The 22,405-nt window shown below is 70.9% G+C and carries 24 protein-coding genes; 7 read left to right on the top strand and 17 right to left on the bottom strand.

Annotated elements, in window-relative coordinates; genetic code table 11:
• Positions 1 to 49 precede the first annotated feature (49 nt).
• The 4 genes from ASF45_RS27085 to ASF45_RS27070 all read left to right on the top strand — a co-directional run bounded on the left by ASF45_RS27085 (position 50) and on the right by ASF45_RS27070 (position 4,059).
• Complete coding sequence (locus ASF45_RS27085) at positions 50 to 1,012, top strand: DMT family transporter (protein WP_056670873.1); 963 nt, start codon at positions 50 to 52, stop codon at positions 1,010 to 1,012.
• 111 nt (positions 1,013 to 1,123) lie between these two features.
• Entirely contained in the window at positions 1,124 to 2,773 is a 1,650-nt protein-coding gene (locus ASF45_RS27080) for a DUF4394 domain-containing protein (RefSeq protein WP_063887795.1), read from the top strand.
• Positions 2,774 to 2,818: 45 nt separating this feature from the next.
• Entirely contained in the window at positions 2,819 to 3,355 is a 537-nt protein-coding gene (locus ASF45_RS27075) for a sigma-70 family RNA polymerase sigma factor (RefSeq protein ID WP_056670870.1), read from the top strand.
• Entirely contained in the window at positions 3,352 to 4,059 is a 708-nt protein-coding gene (locus ASF45_RS27070; protein ID WP_056670867.1) for an anti-sigma factor domain-containing protein, read from the top strand. Before ASF45_RS27075 ends, ASF45_RS27070 begins: the two co-directional genes overlap by 4 nt.
• On the opposite strand, the gene ASF45_RS27065 is transcribed toward ASF45_RS27070, so the two are convergent.
• The 11 genes from ASF45_RS27065 to ASF45_RS27015 all read right to left on the bottom strand — a co-directional run bounded on the left by ASF45_RS27065 (position 4,056) and on the right by ASF45_RS27015 (position 14,685).
• Positions 4,056 to 4,715 carry an aspartate/glutamate racemase family protein gene (locus tag ASF45_RS27065; protein ID WP_056670864.1) on the bottom strand — a complete coding sequence of 220 codons (660 nt, stop codon included), beginning with the start codon at positions 4,713 to 4,715 and terminating at the stop codon, positions 4,056 to 4,058. The two genes, ASF45_RS27070 and ASF45_RS27065, sit on opposite strands and share 4 nt — an antisense overlap.
• Before the next feature lie 11 nt (positions 4,716 to 4,726).
• Complete coding sequence (locus ASF45_RS27060; RefSeq protein ID WP_082551297.1) at positions 4,727 to 6,175, bottom strand: MFS transporter; 1,449 nt, start codon at positions 6,173 to 6,175, stop codon at positions 4,727 to 4,729.
• 296 nt (positions 6,176 to 6,471) lie between these two features.
• The gene (locus tag ASF45_RS27055) at positions 6,472 to 7,317 is read right to left on the bottom strand and encodes a nidogen-like domain-containing protein (protein WP_056670861.1); all 846 of its coding nucleotides are present in this window, start codon (positions 7,315 to 7,317) and stop codon (positions 6,472 to 6,474) included.
• Between the two features lie 184 nt (positions 7,318 to 7,501).
• Positions 7,502 to 8,386 (bottom strand): MurR/RpiR family transcriptional regulator, encoded by an 885-nt coding sequence (locus tag ASF45_RS27050; protein ID WP_056670858.1) that lies wholly within the window; start codon positions 8,384 to 8,386, stop codon positions 7,502 to 7,504.
• A 41-nt stretch (positions 8,387 to 8,427) separates the two neighbouring features.
• Positions 8,428 to 8,643: a molybdopterin-binding protein gene (locus ASF45_RS27045; protein ID WP_056670856.1), complete on the bottom strand. Its 216-nt coding sequence runs from the start codon at positions 8,641 to 8,643 to the stop codon at positions 8,428 to 8,430.
• A 26-nt stretch (positions 8,644 to 8,669) separates the two neighbouring features.
• Positions 8,670 to 9,455 carry an ATP-binding cassette domain-containing protein gene (locus tag ASF45_RS27040; RefSeq protein ID WP_056670853.1) on the bottom strand — a complete coding sequence of 262 codons (786 nt, stop codon included), beginning with the start codon at positions 9,453 to 9,455 and terminating at the stop codon, positions 8,670 to 8,672.
• Positions 9,452 to 10,420, bottom strand: a complete 969-nt coding sequence (locus tag ASF45_RS27035; RefSeq protein ID WP_056670997.1) for an aliphatic sulfonate ABC transporter substrate-binding protein — start codon at positions 10,418 to 10,420, stop codon at positions 9,452 to 9,454. Before ASF45_RS27035 ends, ASF45_RS27040 begins: the two co-directional genes overlap by 4 nt.
• Before the next feature lie 168 nt (positions 10,421 to 10,588).
• On the bottom strand, positions 10,589 to 11,446 hold the full coding sequence (gene ssuC, locus ASF45_RS27030) for an aliphatic sulfonate ABC transporter permease SsuC (protein WP_056670850.1): 858 nt from the start codon (positions 11,444 to 11,446) through the stop codon (positions 10,589 to 10,591).
• Between the two features lie 15 nt (positions 11,447 to 11,461).
• Positions 11,462 to 12,649: an FMNH2-dependent alkanesulfonate monooxygenase gene (gene ssuD / locus ASF45_RS27025; protein ID WP_056670847.1), complete on the bottom strand. Its 1,188-nt coding sequence runs from the start codon at positions 12,647 to 12,649 to the stop codon at positions 11,462 to 11,464.
• A 29-nt stretch (positions 12,650 to 12,678) separates the two neighbouring features.
• Positions 12,679 to 13,638 (bottom strand): sulfonate ABC transporter substrate-binding protein, encoded by a 960-nt coding sequence (locus ASF45_RS27020; RefSeq protein WP_056670844.1) that lies wholly within the window; start codon positions 13,636 to 13,638, stop codon positions 12,679 to 12,681.
• A gap of 21 nt (positions 13,639 to 13,659) precedes the next feature.
• Entirely contained in the window at positions 13,660 to 14,685 is a 1,026-nt protein-coding gene (locus ASF45_RS27015) for a sulfonate ABC transporter substrate-binding protein (protein WP_082551296.1), read from the bottom strand.
• A gap of 264 nt (positions 14,686 to 14,949) precedes the next feature.
• Here ASF45_RS27015 and ASF45_RS27010 point away from each other — a divergent pair, with 264 nt between their 5' ends.
• A complete protein-coding gene (locus ASF45_RS27010) occupies positions 14,950 to 15,678 on the top strand; it encodes a sulfite exporter TauE/SafE family protein (protein ID WP_056670841.1) in 729 nt (242 codons plus the stop codon).
• A gap of 111 nt (positions 15,679 to 15,789) precedes the next feature.
• On the opposite strand, the gene ASF45_RS36870 is transcribed toward ASF45_RS27010, so the two are convergent.
• Positions 15,790 to 15,924, bottom strand: coding sequence for a hypothetical protein (locus ASF45_RS36870; RefSeq protein ID WP_255357811.1), 135 nt, complete (start codon positions 15,922 to 15,924; stop codon positions 15,790 to 15,792).
• Positions 15,925 to 16,007: 83 nt separating this feature from the next.
• Positions 16,008 to 16,646 (bottom strand): isochorismatase family cysteine hydrolase, encoded by a 639-nt coding sequence (locus ASF45_RS27005; RefSeq protein ID WP_056670838.1) that lies wholly within the window; start codon positions 16,644 to 16,646, stop codon positions 16,008 to 16,010.
• 158 nt (positions 16,647 to 16,804) lie between these two features.
• On the opposite strand from ASF45_RS27005, the gene ASF45_RS27000 reads away from it, so the two are divergent.
• Entirely contained in the window at positions 16,805 to 19,225 is a 2,421-nt protein-coding gene (locus tag ASF45_RS27000) for a catalase (RefSeq protein WP_156473191.1), read from the top strand.
• A 45-nt stretch (positions 19,226 to 19,270) separates the two neighbouring features.
• Here ASF45_RS27000 and ASF45_RS26995 read toward each other — a convergent pair whose 3' ends face one another.
• A complete protein-coding gene (locus ASF45_RS26995; RefSeq protein WP_056670832.1) occupies positions 19,271 to 19,801 on the bottom strand; it encodes a DUF1003 domain-containing protein in 531 nt (176 codons plus the stop codon).
• 24 nt (positions 19,802 to 19,825) lie between these two features.
• The gene (locus ASF45_RS26990; protein ID WP_056670829.1) at positions 19,826 to 20,065 is read right to left on the bottom strand and encodes a hypothetical protein; all 240 of its coding nucleotides are present in this window, start codon (positions 20,063 to 20,065) and stop codon (positions 19,826 to 19,828) included.
• A gap of 311 nt (positions 20,066 to 20,376) precedes the next feature.
• Here ASF45_RS26990 and ASF45_RS26985 point away from each other — a divergent pair, with 311 nt between their 5' ends.
• Positions 20,377 to 21,057 (top strand): alpha/beta hydrolase, encoded by a 681-nt coding sequence (locus ASF45_RS26985; protein WP_056670826.1) that lies wholly within the window; start codon positions 20,377 to 20,379, stop codon positions 21,055 to 21,057.
• A 28-nt stretch (positions 21,058 to 21,085) separates the two neighbouring features.
• On the opposite strand, the gene ASF45_RS26980 is transcribed toward ASF45_RS26985, so the two are convergent.
• Together ASF45_RS26980 and ASF45_RS26975 are read right to left on the bottom strand one after the other, a co-directional pair.
• On the bottom strand, positions 21,086 to 21,748 hold the full coding sequence (locus ASF45_RS26980; protein ID WP_056670823.1) for a ChrR family anti-sigma-E factor: 663 nt from the start codon (positions 21,746 to 21,748) through the stop codon (positions 21,086 to 21,088).
• Positions 21,745 to 22,392, bottom strand: coding sequence for a sigma-70 family RNA polymerase sigma factor (locus ASF45_RS26975; RefSeq protein WP_200932218.1), 648 nt, complete (start codon positions 22,390 to 22,392; stop codon positions 21,745 to 21,747). The genes ASF45_RS26980 and ASF45_RS26975 overlap by 4 nt, the downstream gene beginning before the upstream one ends.
• Between the last annotated feature and the right edge of the window lie 13 nt (positions 22,393 to 22,405).

The raw sequence follows: 22,405 nt of genomic DNA, 5'->3' as shown, positions 1-22,405 counted from the left end.
GTCGTACAACTTGGCACAATGCACCGCTTTGGTTCATCCACGCTGCTCCATGTCGGCCTCCACCACCTCCGTTCCGCTGGCCCACCCTTCCCCGCTGACCGACCGCAAGACCGTCTTCCTGCTGGCCACCTTCTGCTGCCTGCTCTGGGGCAGCTCCTACCCGGCCATCAAGGGTGGCTATGCGCTGTTCGGCATCGCCACCGACGACATCGCCTCCAAGCTGGTGTTCGCAGGCTGGCGCTTCGCGCTGGCGGGGGGGGTGCTGCTGGCCTGGGCCGCGGCCAGCGGCAAGCGCGTGGGTGGCTGGCCGGCGCGCACGCTGGGCCAGTTCGCGCTGCTGGGCCTGGTGCAGACCACGCTGCAGTACGTGTTCTTCTACATCGGGCTGGCCCACACCACGGGCGTCAAGAGCTCGATCATGAACGCCACGGGCACCTTCTTCAGCGTGCTGCTGGCGCACTGGATCTACGCCAACGACAGGCTCAGCTACGGCAAGGCGATCGGCTGCGTGGTGGGCTTTGCGGGCGTGATGGTGGTGAACTTGGGTGCGGGTCTGGGCGGCCTGCTGGCGCTGGACTTCACGCTGCTCGGCGAAGGCTTCGTGGTGATCGCCGCCGCCGTGCTGGCCGCGGCCAGCATCTACGGCAAGCGCATCTCGCAGGGCGTGGACCCCATCGTCATGACGGGCTGGCAACTGGCCATCGGCGGCGCGGCCCTGCTGGTGCTGGGCTATGCGCTGGGCGGTGCGCTCACGCGCTTCACGCCGGCATCCACCGCGCTGCTGGCCTACATGGTGCTGCTGTCCTCGCTCGCGATCTCGATCTGGAGCCTCTTGCTCAAGCACAACCGCGTGAGCCTGATCACGGCCTTCAACTTCATGGTGCCGGTGTTCGGCGCGCTGCTGTCGGCGCTGTTCCTCAACGAGACCATCCTCGAGTGGCGCAACGCCATCGCGCTGGTGCTGGTCTGCGCGGGCATCTGGCTGGTCACGCGCGAGCCCAGGGCGCCCTGACACCTTGTAACCACTTTCCCGGCCGCGCTGCATCCGGCAGCGCCGCCCATCGGTAGTGCCTGTGCGTCCATGCCATCCGGGCCTGGGCCCAGTCTTCACAGGAGTCAACCGATGATCTTGCGCACCGCCGTCCATTCCTCCCTGCTCGTCCTGGCCACGGCCGGCCTCGTCGCCTGCGGCGGCAGCGACGACGACGCCCCGCCCGCCCCCGTGCAGGTCGGCGACACCATCGTGCTGACCAGCGCCGGCCGCCTCGTCTCGTTCAACCGCGCGGCCCCGGCCACCGAGGTCGGCGCAGTCGCCGTGACCGGTCTGGCCAGCGGCGACACGCTGGTCGGCATCGACCTGCGGCCGGCCGACGGCGCGCTCTACGCACTGGGCAGCAGCGGCACGCTCTACACGCTGGACCCGGCCACCGGCGTGGCCACGCGCAAGTCCTCGCTCATCGCGGCGCCGGGCGACAACGCCCCCTACACAAGCCTGACGGGCACGCAGTTCGCGCTCGATTTCAACCCCGCGGCCGACCGGCTGCGCGTGGTCAGCGACACGGGCGTGAACCTGCGCATCAACGTCGACACCGGCGAGGCCACCACCGACGGCAGCATCACGCCAGCCACCACCAGCGTGACCGCGGCGGCCTACACCAACTCCTTCGCGGGCACCGTCACCACGCAGCTGTTCGGCATCGACGCAGCCGCTGGCCGGCTGGTGCTCCAGGACCCGCCCAACGACGGCGTCGTCAGCACCGGCGTGCCGCTGGGCGTGACGGCCGAGGCGGCCAACGGCTTCGACATCGACCCGCGCACCAACACCGGCTACGCCGCGTTGCGCGTGGGCGGCGGCACCGGGCTCTACACCGTCGACCTGGCCGCCACCGGCAATGCCGCCACGCGCGTCGCGACCATCGCCGGCGGCGAGGCCGTGCGCGGCCTGGCGCTGAACGGCCCGGCCAAGCTGCAGGCCCTGGCGCTCGCGGCCGACAACCGCCTGCTGGCCTTCGACCCCGCGGCGCCCAACACCATCACCGCCACCACGCCCATCACCGGCCTGCAGGCCGGCGACACGGTGCTGGGCATCGACTTCCGGCCCAAGGACGGGCTGCTCTACGCGCTGGCCAGCGGCGGCCGGCTCTACACGCTGGACCCGGCCAATGGCGCGGCCACGCTGCGCGCGACTCTGGAGGCCGACCCGACCGACGCCACCGCCCCCTACGCCGGCCTCACCGCACCGCGCTATACGGTGGACTTCAACCCCGTGGCCGACCGCCTGCGCGCCATCGGCAGCGACGGCCAGAGCCTGCGCATCGTGGTGGAGACGGCCACCGCGGGCGGCACCACCGTGACCGCCGGCCGCACCATCACCGACGGCGCCGTCAACCGTGCCGGCACGCCGGCCTCGGTCGTGGCCTCGGCCTACACCAACAGCTTCGCCGGCGCCACCACCACCGCGCTGTACAACCTGGACGAGACGCAGGACCAGCTCACGCTGCAGAACCCGCCCAACGACGGCACGCAGGTCAACGTGGGCGCGCTGGGGCTGGACCTGGCCGGCACGGCCGGCTTCGACGTCGCAGGCGGCGGCAACGGCGCGGCGCTGGCGGCGCTGCGCACCGGCGCGGCCGGGCCGTTCACGCTCTACAGCGTGAGCCTGGCCAGCGGCGCCACCGCGCTGTACCGCAACGCCACAGGCGATGCGAGCCGCTCGCTGATCGGTGGTGCCGGCGGGCCGACCAACCTGGTCGATCTGGCGTTGCGCTTCTAAGGGAAATCCGACCGGGGCCTCGGCCCTGGTTAGGATGGCGCGCCCATGTCGCCGCCCCACCCCGACTTCGACTACGAATCCACCGTGGAAGCCTGTGCCCGTGGCGATGCAGCCGCCCTTCAAGCGCTGTACAAGCGCGAGTCGCGCTGGCTGCTGGGCGTGGCCCAGCGCATCGTGCGCGACCGCGACGCCGCGCACGATGTGCTGCAGGACGCGTTCGTGCAGATCTGGCAGCGCGCATCGACCTTCGACCGTGCGCTGGGCTCGGCGCGCGGCTGGATCTACACCGTGGTGCGCCACAAGGCGCTGGACGAAAGCCGGCGCGCGCAGCGTGAGTTGCCGGCCGGCGACCTGCTGGAGCAGCTCAGTGCGCAGGCGGCCCCCGAAGCCGCCGCCACCGACGCCGACGCCCTGAGCCGTTGCCTCGATGCGCTGGATGCGCCCAAGCGCGACTGCATCGTCAGCGCCTTCGTCGAAGGCCTCACGCACGAGCAGATCGCCGCCCGGCTGGCCGCGCCGCTGGGCTCGGTCAAGTCGTGGATCCGCCGCGGCCTGCTGTCGCTGAGGAACTGTCTGTCATGACGCTCGACGACGCCGACGACCGCAGCGTGGCCGCCGCCGAGTACGTGCTGGGCACGCTGGACCCGCCCGCGCGTGCCGCGTTCGAGGAACGGCTGCAACACGATGCCGCGCTGCGCGCCGAGGTCTACCGCTGGCAGGACCGGCTGCTGCCGCTGGCCCTGCGCACGCCGGCACAGGAGCCGCCCGCGGCGCTGTGGCCCGGCATCGCCGCGCGCATCGCGCCCGCGCCCATCGACGCCGCTGCCCCTGCCGCCAACGATGCGCTGTGGCAGAGCCGGCGCCGCTGGCGCGCCGCTGCCCTGCTCTCGATGGCCGCGTCGGTGGCGCTGGCCGCCGTGCTGGTGCTGCGCCCGGCTGAAACCCAGGTGCGCTACATCACGCTGCTGCAGGCGCCCGAGACGCAGCGCACCGGCTGGGTCGTGGAGGCCACCACGGGCGGACGCATCCGGCTGGTGCCCATAGAGGCCGGCGCCGCGGTGCCGGCCGGCAAGTCGCTGCAGTTCTGGACCAAGCCGCAAGGAGCGGACCGGCCGACCTCGCTGGGCCTGGTGGACGCCGGCACCCGGCTGGAGCTGCCCGTGGCGCGCTCGCCCGGCCTGGGCGAGCAGCAGCTGTTCGAGCTCACGCTGGAGCCGCAGGGCGGCTCGCCGACCGGGCTGCCCACCGGGCCCATCCTGTTCGTGGGCCGCTCCGTCCGGCTTTAGGCAGTCGCCGCCAGCAACGCGGCCACGCGGCGCATGGCCGCTGCCACGGGCGAAATGACCGGCACGCCGAAGCGCCCGGCCAGCCGTTCGGCGCTTTGGGCCAGCGGGCCGCCGCCGATGACCACGGCCTGGGCCGCGTCCTGCGCGATGCAGGCGTGCACCGCGTCGCCCAGCAGCCGGTCCTGCAGGTTCGGGTCGGCCGCCAGGCGCAGCGGGTCTTCCTCGGGAATCCGCGTGCCGCTGAACTGCGCCGACAGGCCCAGCCGCGCCACGGCCTGGGCGATGGAATCTGCCAGCCCTGGCGTGGTGGTGGCCACGCCAAAGCGCCGCCCACCGTCGGCGGCCTCCTGCATCGAGGCTTCGCCGATGCCGACCACGGGCACGGCCACGCGCGCGCGCAGCACGGCCAGTGCCGGGTCGCCGAAGGCGGCGACCACGATGGCAGCCACGTGGCCGGCCTCGCGCATGCCGATGGCCAGCACCTCGTCCACGGCGGTGGCGAGTTCGGCGTCGCTCGTGATCATGGACGCGCCGCGCGCCGCCGTGGCGCTGCGCAGGTCCAGCGCCGGCGGCAGCGCCGCGCGGGCCAGCTGCGCCATCATCGCGGTCGTCGCGGCCGAGGTGTTCGGGTTGATCAACAGCACCGTGCGCGCCATGCCTGCCCCTCTCAACGCGCGGCCTGCACCGGTTGCAGGACGAGGTCCGGCGCGCCGGCATCGGCCTCCTCCTCGATGGACTTGCCATAGGTCTCGGGCGCGAACTGCACGGCCAACGCGAAGATGGCGTACATGGCCGCGATCATGCCGAACATGCCGGCCACGCCATGCAGGTCGAACATCTTGCCGGCCAGGAGCTGCGACAGCGCGCCGCCCACCGTGCCCAGCGCCAGCAGGAACGAGGTGCCCAGGCCGCGCATGCGCGTCGGGTAGAGCTCGGGCGCGTAGATCCAGATCGAGGTGTTCAGCGTCAGCACGCAGAACTGGAACAGCGCGCCGAACACCAGCACCATGGCCACGCTCGAGGTCAGGTTGCCGAAGGCCAGGCCCGCCAGACAGGCCGCGATGGCCCCGCAGGTCAGCACGCGCTTGCGCGGGAACCTGTAGCCCAGCACCGAGGCCGCGATGGCGCCCAGCAGGCTGCCGCTCTGCATCACGATCGTGAACGCGAAGCTCTTGGTGATGGAGTAGCCCTGCGCCACCAGGATGGTGGGCATCAGCGTGAGCACCGAGAGCTGCGCGCCGAACGTCATCCACGAGGCCACGCCGACCGCGATGGTGCGCCGCGCGTAGCCGCCGCTGAAGATGTCGGCCAGCCGCGTCTTGCGCACCGGCGCGGCGCTGGCCTCGGCACCGGCCGTGATGTACTGGTGCAGCGGGTACTGCGCATTGGCGAGCTTGCCCGAGGCCAGCATGGACAGCACGCGGTTGGCCTCCTCCACCCGGCCCTGCGACAGCAGGTAGCGCGGCGTCTCGGGCACGAAGCGGCGGTAGAACACGATGAACACCGCCGGCAGCACCAGGCAGCCGAACAGCCAGCGCCAGGCGTTCTCGCCCGGGAACAGCGCGAACACGCCCAGCGCGAAGGCCGGCGCCAGCATGTTGCCCAGCCCGCCGCCGCCCACGTTGATGAGGCCCACGGCCGTGCCGCGGAACTTGGACGAGCAGAACTCGGCCAGCATGGTCACCGCGGTGGTGATCTCGCCGCCCAGCCCCAGGCCGACGATGAAGCGGCCGACCGCCAGCACCGCGTAGTTGGGCGCCAGCGCGCACAGGATGGCGCCGAAGGTGAACAGCGCCAGGTTCACGTTGAGCATGAAGCGCCGGCCGAACCGGTCGGCGCAGTAGCCCGAACCCAGCCGGCCCATCGCCGCGGCGATGAAGGTGATGGTGTTCAGGAAGCCGATGTCGGTCGCGTCCAGCCCCCAGTGCTGGCGCAGCAGCGGGCCGACCAGGCCCACCGCGTTCTGTTCGAACACGTCGAACAGCACGCCGCAGACCACGAGGAAGATGATGCTCTTGTGCGAGCGCGTGACGCCGATCTGCTCGAGCGCCGATTCGAGTTGGTGCATCTGCGCCGTCTTGGGCGTTGACGCCGAGATGATTGCTTCTCCGGCCATGGTGGATACCTCCGTGTTGCCTGCGCTGAAGGGCTGCCGGCCGCCTGGGCCGCACCCGCGTGGTGCCCGCTACGGGGCACTGGTTCTGAAAAGCATTTTTCAGACCATATTGTTTGTGAAATTAGGTTTTCACAAACATCCGGACAAACCCGGGCCTTGCTGACGGAGGAGGACGGAGGTGCTGGAGCCGGCGCCGGGCCCCAGGTGGCGCGGCAGGCCAGCCGCGCTCTGGCAGCCGCGGGCCGCGGCTGCCGGCCCCGTCCAGGCGCGTGCCTGGAGGCGGGGCCTTCGGGCGCTCAGGCCTTCGTGCGGCGGCGGTTGGCAGCCAGGCCGGCCAGCGCCAGGCCGACCAGGGCCAGCGAGGCCGGCTCGGGCACCTCACCGGGTTCCTGCGGCTCCACCGGACGCAGGTTCGGGTCGAACCAGATGTACTGACCGTCGACCACGTCGTTCATGCCCGGCGTGTTGGAGCCGGCGATCACCACGGCATTGCCCTGTCCGTCGCCGAAGCCGACGGCGGCGGTCTGGCTGGTGTCGGTCTGCTCCCAGTCCATGTTGCCGTAGAAGAAGCCGATCTGGCCCTCGCCTTCGGGCAGCACGTAGTCGTTGCTGCGCAGCACCAGCTGGAAGCTGTTGCGCAGGTCGTCCTTGCTGTCGAAGTAGCCGACCTGGTCCCAGGTCACGACCAGCTGGTTGGCGCTCAGGCTGTAGTGCATGACGCCCGATGCGGGGCCGGTGGTGTCCACGTCGCCGAAGAAGGTCGAGATGACGGGTGCGTCGGCGCCCGTCGGGCCAGAAGGCACGTACGCCGAGATTCCGCTGCCGAAGCTCACGTTGCCGTTGTTGTTGAGGAACAGGCTGGTGTAGGTTTGGCCGAAGAAGGTGAAGCTGAAGCCCAGGTTCAGGGCCATGTAGCCGTCGTCATTGCGGCCGTCCGCGCCACCGATGTTGGGCGTGGCGCCCCCGCCGGTCATGACGGCGACCTGGCCGATGTTGTTGGTGTAGTAGCCATTGGGCGTGTAGACGCCGCTGGATGCGTTCAGCGCCGAGGTGGGAAGCGTGACAACGGCGGCCGAAGCGGCAGGCGCCACCACAGCGCTGGCCAGGGCCAGCACGGCGGCCGCTTGCTTGAAAAACAGCATGGGATCTCCGAATAGTTAAAGAAATAGACCAAGTTCGAAACATCGAACTGGGGATTTAGAGCAGCATCCATGCCAAATGCAGCAAGTCTTTGACACAACAGGAAAATTTCGCGCAAAAGCGTGACGAATCATGCGCACGGCATGACGCGCTGTCAGGTATTTCGACGCACCCCCGGGGGTGGCGTCAGGGTTCAGCGGCGTCGCCCCGTGGCGCGGTGCGCAGCTCGCCCAGTGCCGCATGCGCGGCCTCCACGCCGGCCAGACGCTGGCGGCCGGCCGCACCTGCCGCCTGCAGCGCGCGCGTGGCCAGCAGCTCGCACAGCAGCATCGGCGCCACATGGCTGTCCAGGGGCCCGGGCGCGGCCGTGTGGCAGTGCAGAACCCAGCGCGCACCGGCCCCCTCGGCCGACGAAGGTTCGGTCACGAACACCACCTGGGCGCCTGCCTGCGCGGCGTGCCGCGCGAAGGCCGCCGCCACGGCCGGGCTGCGGCGCAGCGCGAACACCACCAGCACGTCGCCCGCGGCGATGTCCACGGCGTACTCGGCCAGCGTCTCGCCGGGCCCGGGCAGCACCTGCGTGCGCGGCAGCACCTGGGCCAGCTGCCAGCGCAGATAGGCCGCGAAGTTGCGGTTGTTGCGAAAGCCCAGGAACCAGACCGCACGTGCCTGCACCATGGCCTGGGCGATCGCGTCGAGCTGGGCGTCGGCGATGCCGCGCAGGGTGGCGGCGATGTTGTCGTGCGCGGCCTGCGCATGTGCGGCCAGGCCGCCGCCAGACGTGCCGGCCGGGCGCGGCGCCAGGTACAGCGGCGAGCCCGCCGAGCGCTGGTCGCGCGCATGGCGGCGCGCCTCCTCGTAGCTGGCATAGCCCAGCCGCTGCACGAAGCGCGTCACACTGGCGTTGGACACGCCCACCAGGGCGGCGAGCTCGGAGGCGCTGTAGCTGGCCAGCTCGCCCGGGAAGTCGAGGATGAAGCGGCCCAGCCGCTGCTCGGTGGGCGGCAGCTGGTCCAGCAGCGCGCGGATGCGCGCGAGGAAGGAGACGGAAGAGTCGTCGTGGGCAGGCATGGGCGCCGGCGATGCTAAGCCATCGCGCGGCCCCGCCGCGTTCAGAGCTTGGCGATCGAGACTTCGGTGGACTTCACGAGCGCGACCACGTCCGAGCCCGGCTTGAGCGCGAGCTCGTCGACCGAGCGCGTGGTGATGACGGAGGTGACGATGCCCCAGGGCGTCTCGACATCGACCTCGGAGACGACGTCGCCGCGGATGATCTCCTTGACCTTGCCGCGGAACTGGTTGCGCACGTTGATGGCTTGGATGCTCATGACAAATCTCCTGATGAAGTGAAGGTTCAGACCGCCCAGCGCAGGGCATGCGCGGGGTGCAGGCGGTCGGGTTCGGGTTGCTCGAGCGCGGGCTTTTGCAGCACGCGGTCGAGGATGCGTTTCTCGATGGCCGCGAAGGCCGCGTCACCCTGCGAACGCGGGCGCGCCAGGTCGATGCGCTGGTCCAGCGCGATGCGGCCGTCCTCGATCAGCACCACGCGGTCGGCCAGGGCCACGGCCTCCTGCACGTCGTGCGTGACCAGCAGCGCCGTGAAGCGGTGGCGCTGCCACAGGCCTTCGATGAGGCGGTGCATCTCGATGCGGGTCAGCGCGTCCAGCGCGCCCAGCGGCTCGTCGAGCAGCAGCAGTTGCGGCCGGTGCACCAGCGCGCGCGCCAGGGCCACGCGCTGGCGCTGGCCGCCGGACAGGCGGGCCGGCCATTCGCGTGCGCGCTCGGCCAGGCCGACCTGCGCGAGCACCTCCTCGCCGCGCGGGCGCGCCGCTTCGGGCAGGCCCAGCAGCACGTTGTCCAGCACGCGCTTCCAGGGCAGGAGGCGCGCCTCCTGGAACATGATGCGGGTCTGCGGGTTCAGGCCGCCGATGGCCTGGCCGTCGACCTGCAGGCTGCCGCCGCTGGCTTCTTCCAGGCCGGCCACGAGGCGCAGCAAGGTGCTCTTGCCGCAGCCGCTGCGGCCCACGATGGCGATGAACTCGCCAGGCGCGATGTCCAGCTGCGTGTTCTGCAGCACGGTGCGCGCGCCGTAGCGCTTGGTGAGATGGTGCGCCTGCAGGCGCACGCCGCCTTCGCTCATGTGGCGCTCCCGGGTTTGAACAGCGGGACGTCGAGGGCATTCACCCGCTTGGGCAGCAGCTTCTCGGCGAAGAACGCATCGGCGATCTTCTGCTGCTCCGCGAGGCCCGCCGGCACGGCGGCGCGCACGGCATAGCTGCGCCGGCCGTTGGCCTGCAGCACGGTGGGCAGGTCCACGCCCCAGACCGGCGCCAGCAGCGCCGCCGCGGCATCGGGGTTGGCCTTGACCCATTGGCCGGCCTTGGCCAGCTCGGCGTAGACCACCTCGAGCACATCGGCGCGTGCCTGGGCGAACCTGGTGCTGGCCAGGTAGTAGCGCTGGTAGCTCGCGATGCCCGTGCCGTCGGCCAGCACACGCGCTTGGGACTGGCGCTGCGCAGCCGACAGGAACGGGTCCCAGATCACCCAGGCGTCGATGGCGCCGCGCTCGAAGGCTGCGCGCCCGTCGGCTGGCGTGAGGTAGGCGGGCGCGATGTCCTGGAACGAGAGGCCGGCCTGCTCCAGCGCGGCGATCAGCAGGTAGTGCGCGCCGGCCGCCTTGGCGAAGCCGACCTTCTTGCCCTTGAGCTCGGCCACGCTGCGCAGCGGCGAATCCGCACGCACCACGATGGCCTGGGCCGTGGGCGAAGGCGCTTCCTGGGCGACGAAGGTCAGCTGCGCACCGGCGGCCTGCGCGAACACCGGCACGGTGTCGGCCACGTCGGCGCTGAAGTCCAGGTTGTCCAGGTTCAGTGCTTCGAGCAGCGGCAGGCCGCTCGTGAACTCGTGCCAGCTGACCTTGGCGTTCAGCGGCGCGAGCCGGCGTTCCAGCGTGCCCTGCGACTTGAGCACCACGGTCAGCGTGGACGACTTCTGGTAGCCGATGCGCACGGTGGCCGGTGCGGGCTGGGCCCAGGCCGCGCCAGCGGCCAGCGAGGCCGCGGCGCCGAGCAGCGTGCGGCGTTGGAATGAGATGCTATGCGTCATGGAACTCGGGTTCAGGTCGTTCAATGCAAGGCTTGCATGGAGCGGGTCAGAAGGCCGCGGAGCAGGCCAAGCCAGCAGACGCCGCGGAACTGGCTCTGCCAGGCCGCTGGCGGCGCCCCTGGGGGGTATGGGATGGCTACACGCAGTGAGCCATCCAAACGGGGGAGGTCAACGTGCATAGCCGGGGTGCCAGCGCAGCCACCAGTGTTCGAGACCTCGCGCCAGCAGGTCGGCCAGCTTGCCGAGCAGCGCGTAGAGCAGGATGCCGACCAGCACCACGTCGGTCTGCAGGAACTCGCGGGCATTCATGGTCAGGTAGCCGATGCCGGCCTGGGCCGAGATGGTCTCGGCCACGATCAGGATCACCCACATCAGGCCCAGCGAGAAGCGCAGGCCCACGAGGATGGAGGAGACCGCGCCGGGCAGGATCACCTCCTTGTAGAGCTGCCAGCGCGACAGGCCGTAGGTGCGGCCCATCTCGATCAGCTGCGGGTCGACGTTGCGGATGCCATGGAAGGTGTTGAGGTAAATGGGGAAGAACACCGACACCGCGATCAGGAACAGCTTGGCCGACTCGTCGATGCCGAACCACAGGATCACGAGCGGGATCAGCGCCAGCGCCGGGATGTTGCGCACCATCTGGATGGTGGAGTCCAGCAGGGTCTCGAAGAACTTGACCGAGCCCGTCAAGAGGCCCAGCAGCAGGCCCAGGCCGCCGCCGATGGCCAGGCCCAGCAACGCGCGGCCGGCGCTGACCTTCACGTGCGTCCAAAGTTCGCCCGAGGCGGTCAGTGTCCAGGCGGCCGTGACCACGTCGACGGGTGCGGGCAGCACGCGCGTGGACAGCCAGCCCAGGCTGGAGGCTGCCTGCCAGACCACGATCAGCAGCACCGGCACGAGCCAGGGCAGCAGTTGGCGCGCCGCGCCGGCGATCCAGGCCGGTGCTTCGCTGCGCTCGGGTGGGTCCGTCACGTCCGGCAGCGGCGTGACCTGCGGCTCGCGGATCTCGGAACTCAGCGTGCTCATCGCGCTTTCCTCGCCTCAGCTCTGGGAAGCCAGCCGCGCCGGCGCATCCAGGTTGGCCACGACCTCGCCGAACGGTCCCGTCACGTTGCCGCCGGCCAGCCGCTCGCGCAGCCGCAGCGGCAACCGCGGGAACACGAGTTCGGCGAAGCGGTAGGCCTCTTCCAGGTGCGGGTAGCCCGACAGGATGAAGGTCTCGATGCCGAGCTCGGCGTACTCCTGGATGCGTGCCGCCACGCTCTGTGGGCTGCCCACGAGGACGGTGCCGGCACCGCCGCGCACCAGGCCGACACCGGCCCACAGGTTGGGGCTGATCTCCAGCGCCGCACGCGAGCGGCTGTGGGCGCCGCCCTGGGCGCGCGCCTTGGCGTGCAGCGCGGCCATGCGTTGCTGGCCCACCGAATCCATCTTGGCGAACACCGCCTGGGCGCGCTCCACCGTGGCATCGTCGAGCCGGCTGATCAGCGCGTCGGCCGCGGCCCAGGCTTCCTCCTCGGTCTCACGCACGATCACGTGCAGCCGGATGCCGAACTGCAGCTTGCGGCCCTGTTGCGCCGCGCGCGTGCGCACGGCTTCGATCTTGCCGGCCACATCGGCCGGCGGCTCGCCCCAGGTCAGGTAGGCCTCGACCTGCTCGGCCGCCAGGTCCTGCGCGGCCGGAGAGGAGCCACCGAACCACACCGGCGGATGCGGCTTCTGCACCGGCGGGTACAGCAGCCGCGCGCCCTTCACGCTCAGGTGCTTGCCCGCGAAGTCATAGGTGTCCGTGCCATGGCTGCGCGCGAGGATCTCGCGCCAGATGCGGATGAACTCGGCCGATTGCTCGTAGCGTGTGGCGTGGTCCTGGAACACGCCGTCGCCTTCGAGCTCGCCCTGGTCGCCACCGGTGACCAGATTCACGAGCAGGCGCCCGCCCGAGAGGCGGTCGAAGGTGGCGGCCATGCGCGCGGCCAGCGCCGGCTGGTGCAGGCCGGGCCGCACGGCCACGAGGAACTTCAGGCGCTGCGTCGCGCCGACCAGGCTGGAGGCGATGACCCAGGGGTCTTCGCAGGAGCGGCCGGTGGGGATCAGCACGCCCTCGTAGCCCAGACGGTCGGCCGCGCCGGCCACCTGTTGCAGGTAGGAAAGATCGACCTGGCGCGCACCTTCGCCGGTGCCCAGGTAGCGGCTGTCGCCGTGGGTGGGGAGGAACCAGAAGACTTGCATGGCTGTGGGGACAGTGGTGGGGAACGGAATCAGGCGGCGATGCCGGGGGCGGCGGCCTCGAGCACCTTGATCGGCTTGGGGATGAGCTTCAATGCGTGGAAGGTGTCGGCGATCTGTTGCTGCTCTGCGAGGATGGCGCGCGTGATCGGCGTCGTGCCGTAGCGGCTGCGGCCGACCGACAGGTCCAGCACCGGCTTGGGCAGGCCCAGCAGCGTGGCCAGTTCGCCCGCGAAGGCGTCCTTGTTGGCCTCCGACCAGCGGTCCAGCGCGTTGATCTCCTCGGTCACGGCGGCCAGCACATCGGCGTTCTTCGCCGCATAGTCCAGCGAGGAGAAGTAGTAGGCCCGGTTGCCCACCACGCCCTGCGCATCGGCCAGCACGCGGGCGCCCAGCGTCTTTTCGGCGGCGGCCAGGAACGGGTCCCAGATCACCCAGGCGTCGACCGAGCCCTTCTCGAAGGCCGCGCGCGCATCGGCGGGCGGCAGGTAGACCAGGTTCAGATCGCCGTACGCCAGGCCGTGCTTTTCGAACAGCTTGACGATGAAGTAATGGACGTTCCTGCCCTTGTTCAGCGCGATCTTCTTGCCCTTGAGGTCGGCCACGCTCCGGACGGCCGACTGCGCGGGCACCAGCACCGCCTCCGAGGCCGGGCGCGGCACGGTGGCGGCCACGTAGGCCAGCGGGGCGCCCGCGGCCTGGGCGAAGATCGGCGGAGCCTCGCCCACGTCGCCGAAGTCGATCGAGCCGACGTTGAGCGCCTCCAGCTGCACCGGGCCGGCCGTGAACTCGGTCCACTTGATGGCCACGCCCAGCGGCGCCAGACGCTTGTCCAGCGTGCCGCGGCCCTTGAGCACGTTGAGCGCGCCCTTCTGGTGGCCGATGCGCAGCGTGCGCTGCGGCGCCTGCGCGAACGCGCGGAACGTGGGCAGGGCGATAGCCGCTGCCGTGGCCTGGACCAGCCGGCGGCGCGCAAGGGAGATGGAAGTCATGTCTCGGTTTTCTGGAAGGGATCAGTCCTGGGCGAACACCACGGCCTCGCTGACCTTGATCGGCTTGGGGATCAGCTTGAGCGCGTGGAAGGTGTCGGCGATCCGTTGCTGGTCGGCCGCCACTTCGCGGGTGATGGGCTGGACGTTGAACTCGTAGCGGGACAGCGCCAGTTCGACGACGTCCACCGGCAGGCCTTGCAGCGGCGCGATGAGTTCTGCCGCCTGGCGCAGGTTCTTCTTGAGCCAGATGCCCTGTTCCACCGCGTCGGCGAACAGCGCCTGCACGACCTTGGGGTTCTTCTGCACGAAGCCGCGCTCGCCCAGGTAGTACTGGTAGTTGTTGACCACGCCGGGCGTGCCGTCGGCCAGCACGCGGGCGCCGGTGGCTTTCTCGGCCGCGGCCTGGAACGGGTCCCAGATCACCCAGGCGTCGACGTTCCTGCTCTCGAACGCGGCGCGGCCGTCGGCCGGCGCCAGGTAGACGGGCTGGATGTCGGCCAGCTTCAGACCGTGCTTCTCCAGTTGCTTGACCAGCAGGTAGTGCACGTTGCTGCCCTTGTTGAGCGCGACCTTCCTGCCCTTGAGGTCGGCCACGCTCTGGATCGGCGAATCTTTCGTGACGAGGATGGCCTCGGCGCGCGGCGCGGCCGGGTCGACGCCGATGTAGACGAACTTGGCGCCAGCGGCTTGCGCGAAGATCGGCGGCGCCTCGCCCACGTAGCCCACGTCGACCGCACCCACGTTGAGCCCTTCCAGCAGCTGCGGGCCGGCCGGGAACTCCACCCACTTCACGCCGAAGCCCAGCGGTGCGAGCCGCTTTTCCAGCGTGCCCTGGGCCTTTTGCAGCACGAACAGGCTGGCGGACTTCTGGTAGCCGATGCGCAGCTCGGGCCGGGTCTGCGCCTTCACGGGCATGGACAGCAGGCCCACGGCCAGCGCGATGACGGCCACGGCCAACAAGGCCGCGCCGAAATGGCGCAGCGCGCTGCGCCAGAACGGGACTTCGGGGGTGGGCGCTTCGGCTGGCGCGGCGGGATGGGGCAGCATGGACGGGTCTCCGGCGGGGTTGGTGTCGCCAGTGTCCGGAGCCGGGTGCGCGAAGAGAACGAATCAATCTGCGCGTGCTTATGCGTTTTCCGAGCAAGCGAACCGCGCCATCCACTGCCCAGCGATTGGGCAATCCGTCGCAGGCCGCGCCATTGCTGGGCCTGCGCCTGCTGCCCAACCGTTCTTCACAGTGTTGTCCACAGGACCTGGGGGCAAGCCGGCGGCGCCCGCGCGTCACAATCGCCGGCCAGGGAGTGACACAGGATGCTGGATGGCTACGCAGCGGTGCTGCTGGTGGGGCTGGTCGCAGGGGCCGTCAGCGGGGTGGTCGGCACCGGCTCGTCGGTGATGCTGCTGCCGGTGCTGGTCCACGCCTTCGGCCCCAAGCAGGCCGTGCCCATCATGGCCGTGGCCGCCGTCGTGGGCAATGCGGCGCGCGTGCTGGCCTGGTGGCGCCTGGTGGACTGGCGCGCCGTCTGCGCCTACGCCCTGCCGGGCGCTCCGGCGGCAGCGCTCGGCGCCCGCACGCTGTGGGCCATGCCGGCCCAGGCCGTGGACATTGCGCTCGGCCTGTTCTTCGTGCTCGTGGTGCCGCTGCGCCACTGGCTGCAGCGGCGCCAGTGGCGGCTGCAGCTGTGGCAACTGGCCGTGGCCGGCGCCGCCATCGGCTACTTGACGGGCCTCGTGCTGTCGACCGGGCCGCTCAGCGTACCGGCCTTCTCGGCCTATGGCCTGGTCAAGGGCGGCTTCATCGGCACCGAAGCGGCCAGCGCGCTGCTGCTGTACGTGGCCAAGTCGCTGGCCTTCGCGCAGCTCGGCGGCCTGCCCTGGGCGGTGCTGGCCAAGGGCCTGATCGTGGGTGCCTCGCTGATGGCCGGCACCTTCGCCGGCAAGGCCTTCGTGCTGCGCCTGCCCGCGGCGCTGTTCCAGCGCCTGCTGGACGCGCTGCTGCTGCTCTCCGGTCTGGCGCTGCTGGCTGCCGCCTGGCGCTAGACCGGCCGCCAGACCGCAGCCGCGCCTCAAGCCAGGCCACAGCCGCCCCCAGCGGTCAGGCGCCAGTGCGGGCTCTCCTGCGCAAGCAGCACCGCAGCACCGGTGGCCGCATCACCACGGGACGAACACCGCGAACAGCAGGAAGGCGACGACGACGGCGCCGACGGTCAAGGTGCGCTTGCTGGCGTGGCGGTTGCGGCTGGACGAGGTGGGCACGGCGCCGGGAGGGTTCTGGGAAGCGTTCATGCCACGGAGCGTCGCAGGCGCCGGCGGCCCCGGTACGTCGGACAGGAGCGCAAAGCCCCTGCAGACGTCTTCTCCTTCCGCGCTCAAGTCGCTGGGGCGGTCACCCGGCCCGCGCGCGCCGACGCGCCGTGCGCCGTGGAGGCGCGCACGCTGCACTTCATCACGGTGGCCATGTGGCGCAAGGCACGACGCTTGGCCTCGGGCGTCTCGGCCGCCGTGCAGTCCGAGGGCACCCAGGCGCTGTAGCCGTGCATGTAGGCCTCGGCCGTGCTGAGCTGCACGCACATGTCGGTCGCCAGTCCCACGAGCACGAGTTCGCGCGCCTGCATCTCGCGCAGCAGCAGGTCCAGCGGTGTCGCGAAGAAGGCCGAATGGCGCGGCTTGAGGATGGTCAGGTCCTGCGGCGCCGGAGCCAGCAGCCGCGCAATCTGGCCGCGCGGGCCGGGCAGCGCCTGGCAGGCGCGCAGCACGTCGCTGAACTCGGCATGCCAGGTGCCGTAGTGGTCGTTGGCATAGATGGCGGGCACGCCGGCCTGGGCCAGGCGCTGCTTGAGCCTGGCCGTGGCGCGCGCCGCCCGCAGCGCGCCGGGCACCAGGCGTTCGGCACCCGGGAAGTTCAGTGGATTGATGAAGTCCACGAGCACCAGCACGCGCGCGGCATGCGGCAGCGGCGTGGCGCGCAACGCGGGTTCGGCATCCGCCGTGGGTCTGGAGTGCAGCATGCGTCGCAGCCTAGGCCGCGATGCAGGGAGGCTGCCGTCGGCGGTGCGCGCATCCCAGACCGTCGCCACGTCCTACACCACGCGGCGGGCCGTGTTCTTAGCGTGTCTGAATCGGCAATGTCGCCGCACCACCACCCCTGGACCCCACGCACACCACCATGGCCAAGTCTCCCAAGCCCGCCGCTCCGGCGCGCGCCCGCACCGCCCCAGCCGCCGCCCACCACACCGACAGCGGCCCCGCACAAGGCCCGGCCGGCGACCTCGCCGACCCCGCAGCCCGCCAGAAGGCCGAGGTGCAGGCGCTGGCCGCAGGCATGCGGTCCAATCCGACCAAGCCCGACGAGCATGGCTTCGCGAACGGCGTGGCGCCCAAGCCCGGCGTCAGCATCGCCCCACCCTCGCGCCTGCCCGGCGCCAGCACGCTGTCCGAAGCCAACGCCTCGGACAAGACCGGCGGCGTGGCGCCCGAGGGCGGCAACCCGACCGTTGCGCCGCTGGACCGCGTGCGCGTGGACTCCACCGGCCAGCGCCTGACCACCAACCAGGGCGTTCCCGTCGCGGACAACCAGAACTCGCTCAAGTACGGCCTGCGCGGGCCGGTGCTGCTGGAGGACTTCATCCTGCGCGAGAAGCTCACGCACTTCGACCACGAGCGCATCCCCGAGCGCATCGTGCACGCGCGCGGCTCGGGCGCGCATGGCTTCTTCGAGTGCTATGAGCCGCTCACGCAGTACACCAAGGCAGCGCCGTTCCGCGAGGCCGGCAAGCAGACACCTGTGTTCGTGCGCTTCTCCACCGTGGCCGGCGAGCGCGGCTCCAAGGACACCGCGCGCGACGTGCGCGGCTTCGCCGTGAAGTTCTACACCGACGAGGGCAACTGGGACCTGGTGGGCAACAACATCCCGGTGTTCTTCATCCAGGATGCGATGAAGTTCCCCGACCTCGTGCATGCCGTCAAGCCCGAGCCGCACCATGCCATGCCGCAGGCGGCCAGCGCGCACGACACCTTCTGGGACTTCGTCTCGCTGATGCCCGAATCCACCCACATGCTGATGTGGGCCATGAGCGACCGCGGCATCCCGCGCAGCTACGCGACCATGCAGGGCTTCGGCGTGCACAGCTACCGCTTCGTCAACGACGAGGGCCAATCGGTCTTCGTCAAGTTCCACTGGAACCCGAAGTACGGCACGCACTCGCTGGTCTGGGACGAAGCCGTGAAGATCTCGGGCGCCGATCCGGACTACCACCGGCGCGACCTCTGGGAACGCATCGAATCGGGCCACTACCCGGAGTGGGAACTGGGTGTGCAGATCTTCAGCGAGCAGGACGCCGAGCGCTTCAGTTTCGACATCCTGGATGCGACCAAGATCATTCCCGAGGAGCTGGTGCCCGTGCTGCCCGTGGGCCGCATGGTGCTGAACCGCAATCCCGACAACTTCTTCGCCGAGACCGAGCAGGTGGCCTTCTGCACCGCGCACGTGGTGCCGGGCATCGACTTCTCCAACGACCCGCTGCTGGCCGGCCGCATCCACTCCTACGTGGACACGCAGATCTCGCGCCTGGGCGGGCCCAACTTCCACGAGATCCCCATCAACGCCCCGGTCGCGCCCGTGCACAACAACCAGCGCGACGGCATGCACCGCCAGGCCATCCACCGCGGCCGCGTGGCCTACGAGCCCAACTCGCTGGCCGGCGGCTGCCCGTTCCAGGCCGGTGCCGTGCAGGGCTTCGTCTCGGTGCCTGCGCGCATCGCGGCCAAGGAGGAACAGGGCAAGGTGCGCGCCAAGCCCGAGAAGTTCGCCGACCACTACACCCAGGCCACGCTGTTCTACGAAAGCCAGAGCCCGGTGGAACAGGCCCACATCGCGGCCGCCTTCCGCTTCGAGCTGTCCAAGCTCACGGTGCCGGCCGTGCGCGAGCGCATGGTGGCCTCGCTGCGCAACGTGTCCGACGCGCTGGCCAGCCAGGTGGCCCAGGGCCTGGGCATGCCGGCGCTGCCCGAGCCGCTGCCGCGCGCTCTGGCCAAGCCTGCCAAGCCCGAGGTGCGCACATCGCCCGCGCTGTCGCTGCTGGCCCGCCCGGGCGAGATGGGCATCCGCGCGCGCATGGTCGCGCTGCTGGCGGCCGACGGCGTGGACGGGGCGCTGCTGCTGGCCCAGGCCGCGGCGCTGGCCGACCAGGGCGCCGCGCCGCGCATCGTGGGCCCGCACGTGGGCGCCATCGCCGCGGCCGACGGCGCCACGGTCCAGGCCGACGCCTCGCTCGAGAACGAACCGGGCTTCCTGTTCGACGCGGTGGTGCTGCCGCAGGGCCAGGACGCCATCGCTGCGCTGGCCGCCAACGGCCTGGCGCTGGAGTTCGTCAAGGAGCAGTACCGCCACGGCAAGACACTGCTGGTGCCCGCCGATGCCCGCACGCTGCTGGAGCAGGCCGGCATTCCCTGGGAACTGCCGGACGGCAGCGCCGACCCCGGCCTGGTGCCGGGCGACGGCGATGGCGAGGCGGCCCTCCAGGCCTTCGCGCAGGCCGTGGCGCGGCACCGCCATCCCGAGCGCGAGACCGATCCGCCGCGGGTCTGACGCCACCACACCGCGCCGCCGCAACGCCAGGCTGCGGCCGGCGTCTCACCGGCGGTCTTCGGGGTAGGCCTGGTCGATCTGGCGCGCCAGGTTCTCGGGCCGTGTGGCCTGGTCCAGCGCGGCCAGGCCGCCGGATGCGTCCTCGACGCCGAGCTTCTCGGCGATGCGCGCGAGCAGCTGCAGCGCCTTGGTGTTCTCCTGCTCGGTCAGCAGGTTGATCTGCAGGTCCAGCTTGTTGCGCCGCTCGGTGGTGCGCATCTCATGGTTCTGGCTCATCAGCACGAAGGTGGACAGGAAGATCGCCTCGAGCGAGACCACCAGCACCAGGAAGGTGAACGGATAGGGGTCGAAGTGCGGCAGCATGGGCAGGCTGTTGAACGCGATCCAGCCGCCGAACCAGGCCACGTGGAGCCAGACGAACTGGATGCGCCCGCACCAGTTGGCGATGCGCGCCGCGGCCCGGTCGGCCGAAGTCTCATGCCGCGCTGCCGCATCGTCCAGGTGGCGCATGGCGCGCACGTTGTGCGCCGTGAGCTCCTCGGCCGTGCCCGGATCGCGGTAAGTGGATGGGGACATCGCAGTCGGCAGGCACGCAGCGCCTCAGCTGGCCCAGCCCTTCTTCTTCGGTCGTTGCTCGGCCTGGATGTCCACGGCCTTCTTGACCACCGGCCGGTTCTGGGCGTCGGTGTCCACCACCTCCTCCAGGTCGATGTCCTTGACGTCCACATCGCTGTGGTCTTCGAGTTCCTGCAGCACGGCGCCGACCTTGCGCTCGGCTTCGTCCACTTGCGGTCCGTCGGGCTGCTTGCTGCGGATGCCCAGGCCATTGGAATGCGCCATGTCTTCTACCTCAGGTTGTGGTGTTGCGATCTCACGGACACAGGGGCCGCACACCGGAGCATGCACAGTGGCCCACTGCATCTGGTTGTACGCAGTGCGGGGGCGGGCGCGGTGTCGGAAAGGGGATGTGGGCGGCGTCGGCCGCGGCGCCATGCCAGTGCTGCGACGCGCCCGGCCGATGCGGTCAGCCTGCTGGACGACGCATGGCACAGCGGCTTTCCCACAGCGCGCGCCGGCCCCGGTTCCGTACAACCGTGGGCAGTTCCACCGCTGTCCTCTTGCAGCCAACCGCTCCGACGACCAACCCGCCCGTGCCCGCCGCCCAAAGCGCCAGAAAATCGCCCGCCCTGCTGGTGCTGCCCGGCTGGGACGACGACGGCCGGCAACAGTTCGACGCTTTGCAGGCCCAGCTCGCCCCGTCGGGATGGCTGTGCCTGCGTGCCGACATCCCCGATGCCGGTTGGCCGGCCGAGCAGCGCGCGCGGATCAACTGCGACCAGGCCCTGCACCGCGTTCTGGAGGACTACATGAACCTGGCCGCCGTGCGCGGTGTCGCGCGCAGCCGCCTGGCCCTGCTGGGTTTCAGCTTCGGCGCCTACATGGCGACCTTTCTCGCCGCGGCCAAGCCGGCGCGGCTGCTGGTGCTGCGCTCCCCCGCCATCTATCCCGACAGCGGCTGGAGCACACCCAAGGAGCAGCTCGATGCGCAGGGACTGCGGGCCTACCGCTCCAGCCCCCTGGCGCCCGACCAGAACCGCGCGCTGTGGTGCTGCAGCCAGTTCACGGGCGACGTGCTGCTCGTGGATTCCGGGCAGGACGAGACCATTCCGCCGCAGCTGATCGCCAGCTATGCGGGCGCTTTTCGCCGCGCGCGTTCGCTGACACGTCACACCCTGGCCGACGCCGACCATGCTTTGACGCGGCCGGCCTGGCAGCGCGAATACCACAACGTGGTGGTCGAGTGGCTGAACGCGCGGATGGGCCGTGCCTGAGCGGCGGCGCCCAGGACCCCGTACGCCTTCAGCGCAAGCCGGCCAACTGCCCCAGCAGCCGGCCGTAAACCGAGTCGAACTGCAGTCGTCCTTGTACGGCCGTCAGGCACACGCACTCGCCCGCCGACTGGACCACAGGCAGGTGCTGCACGCCGCGGCCTGGCGCATCGAAATCGCCGACATGGAACTGGGCCCGGCCATCGTGGAAGGCACCGCACAGCACCTGGGTGAACTCGCGCCCGCTGTGGGCGTGCTGCGGCAGGTACTTGCCCGGCGCCAGGCGCAGCAGGAACACGGCCACGGCGTCTTCGCCGGCCAGGTGCACACGGCTGTAGCGCATGCCAGGACCGATCCAGCGCCAGGGCGCGATCCGGCTGCCGGCCAGCGCCGCTGGCCAGGCCTGGCCCTGCGGCAGCGGCGGCGGGCCCTGCGAGGCCGGCGGCTGCGCCGCCCCGGCAGGCGGTGCGTCCAGCCGGGCCATGGCCTCATCCAGCGCCAGGGCGTGCATGGCGGCCGGCGGCGTCTCGTCCAGCAGCGCGCCGCCGGCGGCCTCCAGCGCTCCCACATAGGCCGCGCAGCGTGCGCAGCGCTCCACGTGGACGGCCACGACCAGCGCCAGCCCGACCGGCAGCCGGCCCGCCGCATGCGAGAGCAGCAAGGCGTCGGAAGGATGGTGGGTGATGCGTGTCATGGCGCGGGCCCGCCATCCTGCAGGGCGCGGCGCAGATGCGCAAGCGCCGCGCGCATGCGCGACTTCACGGTGCCCAACGGCAGGCCGAGCGTGTCGGCGATGCGGCTGTGGGGCTGGTCCTCGAAGTAGCACAGGCGCAGCACGCGCGCCTGCTCGGCCGGCATGGTGCGCAAGGCCGCGCGCATGCGGGCGCACAGCTGCGCGGTGTGCAGGCGCTCGTCCATGTGCGGCGATTCGTCGGCCACATCGTCCAGCTCGGCCGCATCGGCACGCAGCAGCGCCGAACCCTGGCCGCGCAGGCGGTCCACGCGCAGGTTGCGGGCGATGGTGAACAGCCAGGTGCCCACGCTCGCCCGCGCGCCGTCGAACAGCGCCGCCTTGCGCCACAGCACCAGCAGCGCCTCCTGCGCGATCTCCTCAGCCAGGCAAGGCTCGGTGCCAGCCCGGATGAGCTGGCCCTTCACGCGCGGCGCGTAGAACGCGAACAGCTGGGCGAAGGCATGGCGGTCGGCCAGCTCGGCCACCGCCTGCATCCAGGCCAGCAACTGCTGCTCGACGGCCAGGCCTTGCGGCGACACCAGCTGCAGCGGGGCCTGCGCCGCGGGCGGCACGCGTGGCGGAACCGGGTGCTGCGCATCGGCCATGGTCGGCTGCCGC

This window comes from Pseudorhodoferax sp. Leaf265 (assembly GCF_001422365.1).
Taxonomy (GTDB): Bacteria; Pseudomonadota; Gammaproteobacteria; order Burkholderiales; family Burkholderiaceae_C; genus Pseudorhodoferax.
Note: the sequence above shows the minus strand (reverse complement) of the source record. Positions and strands in the feature narration are given on the sequence as shown.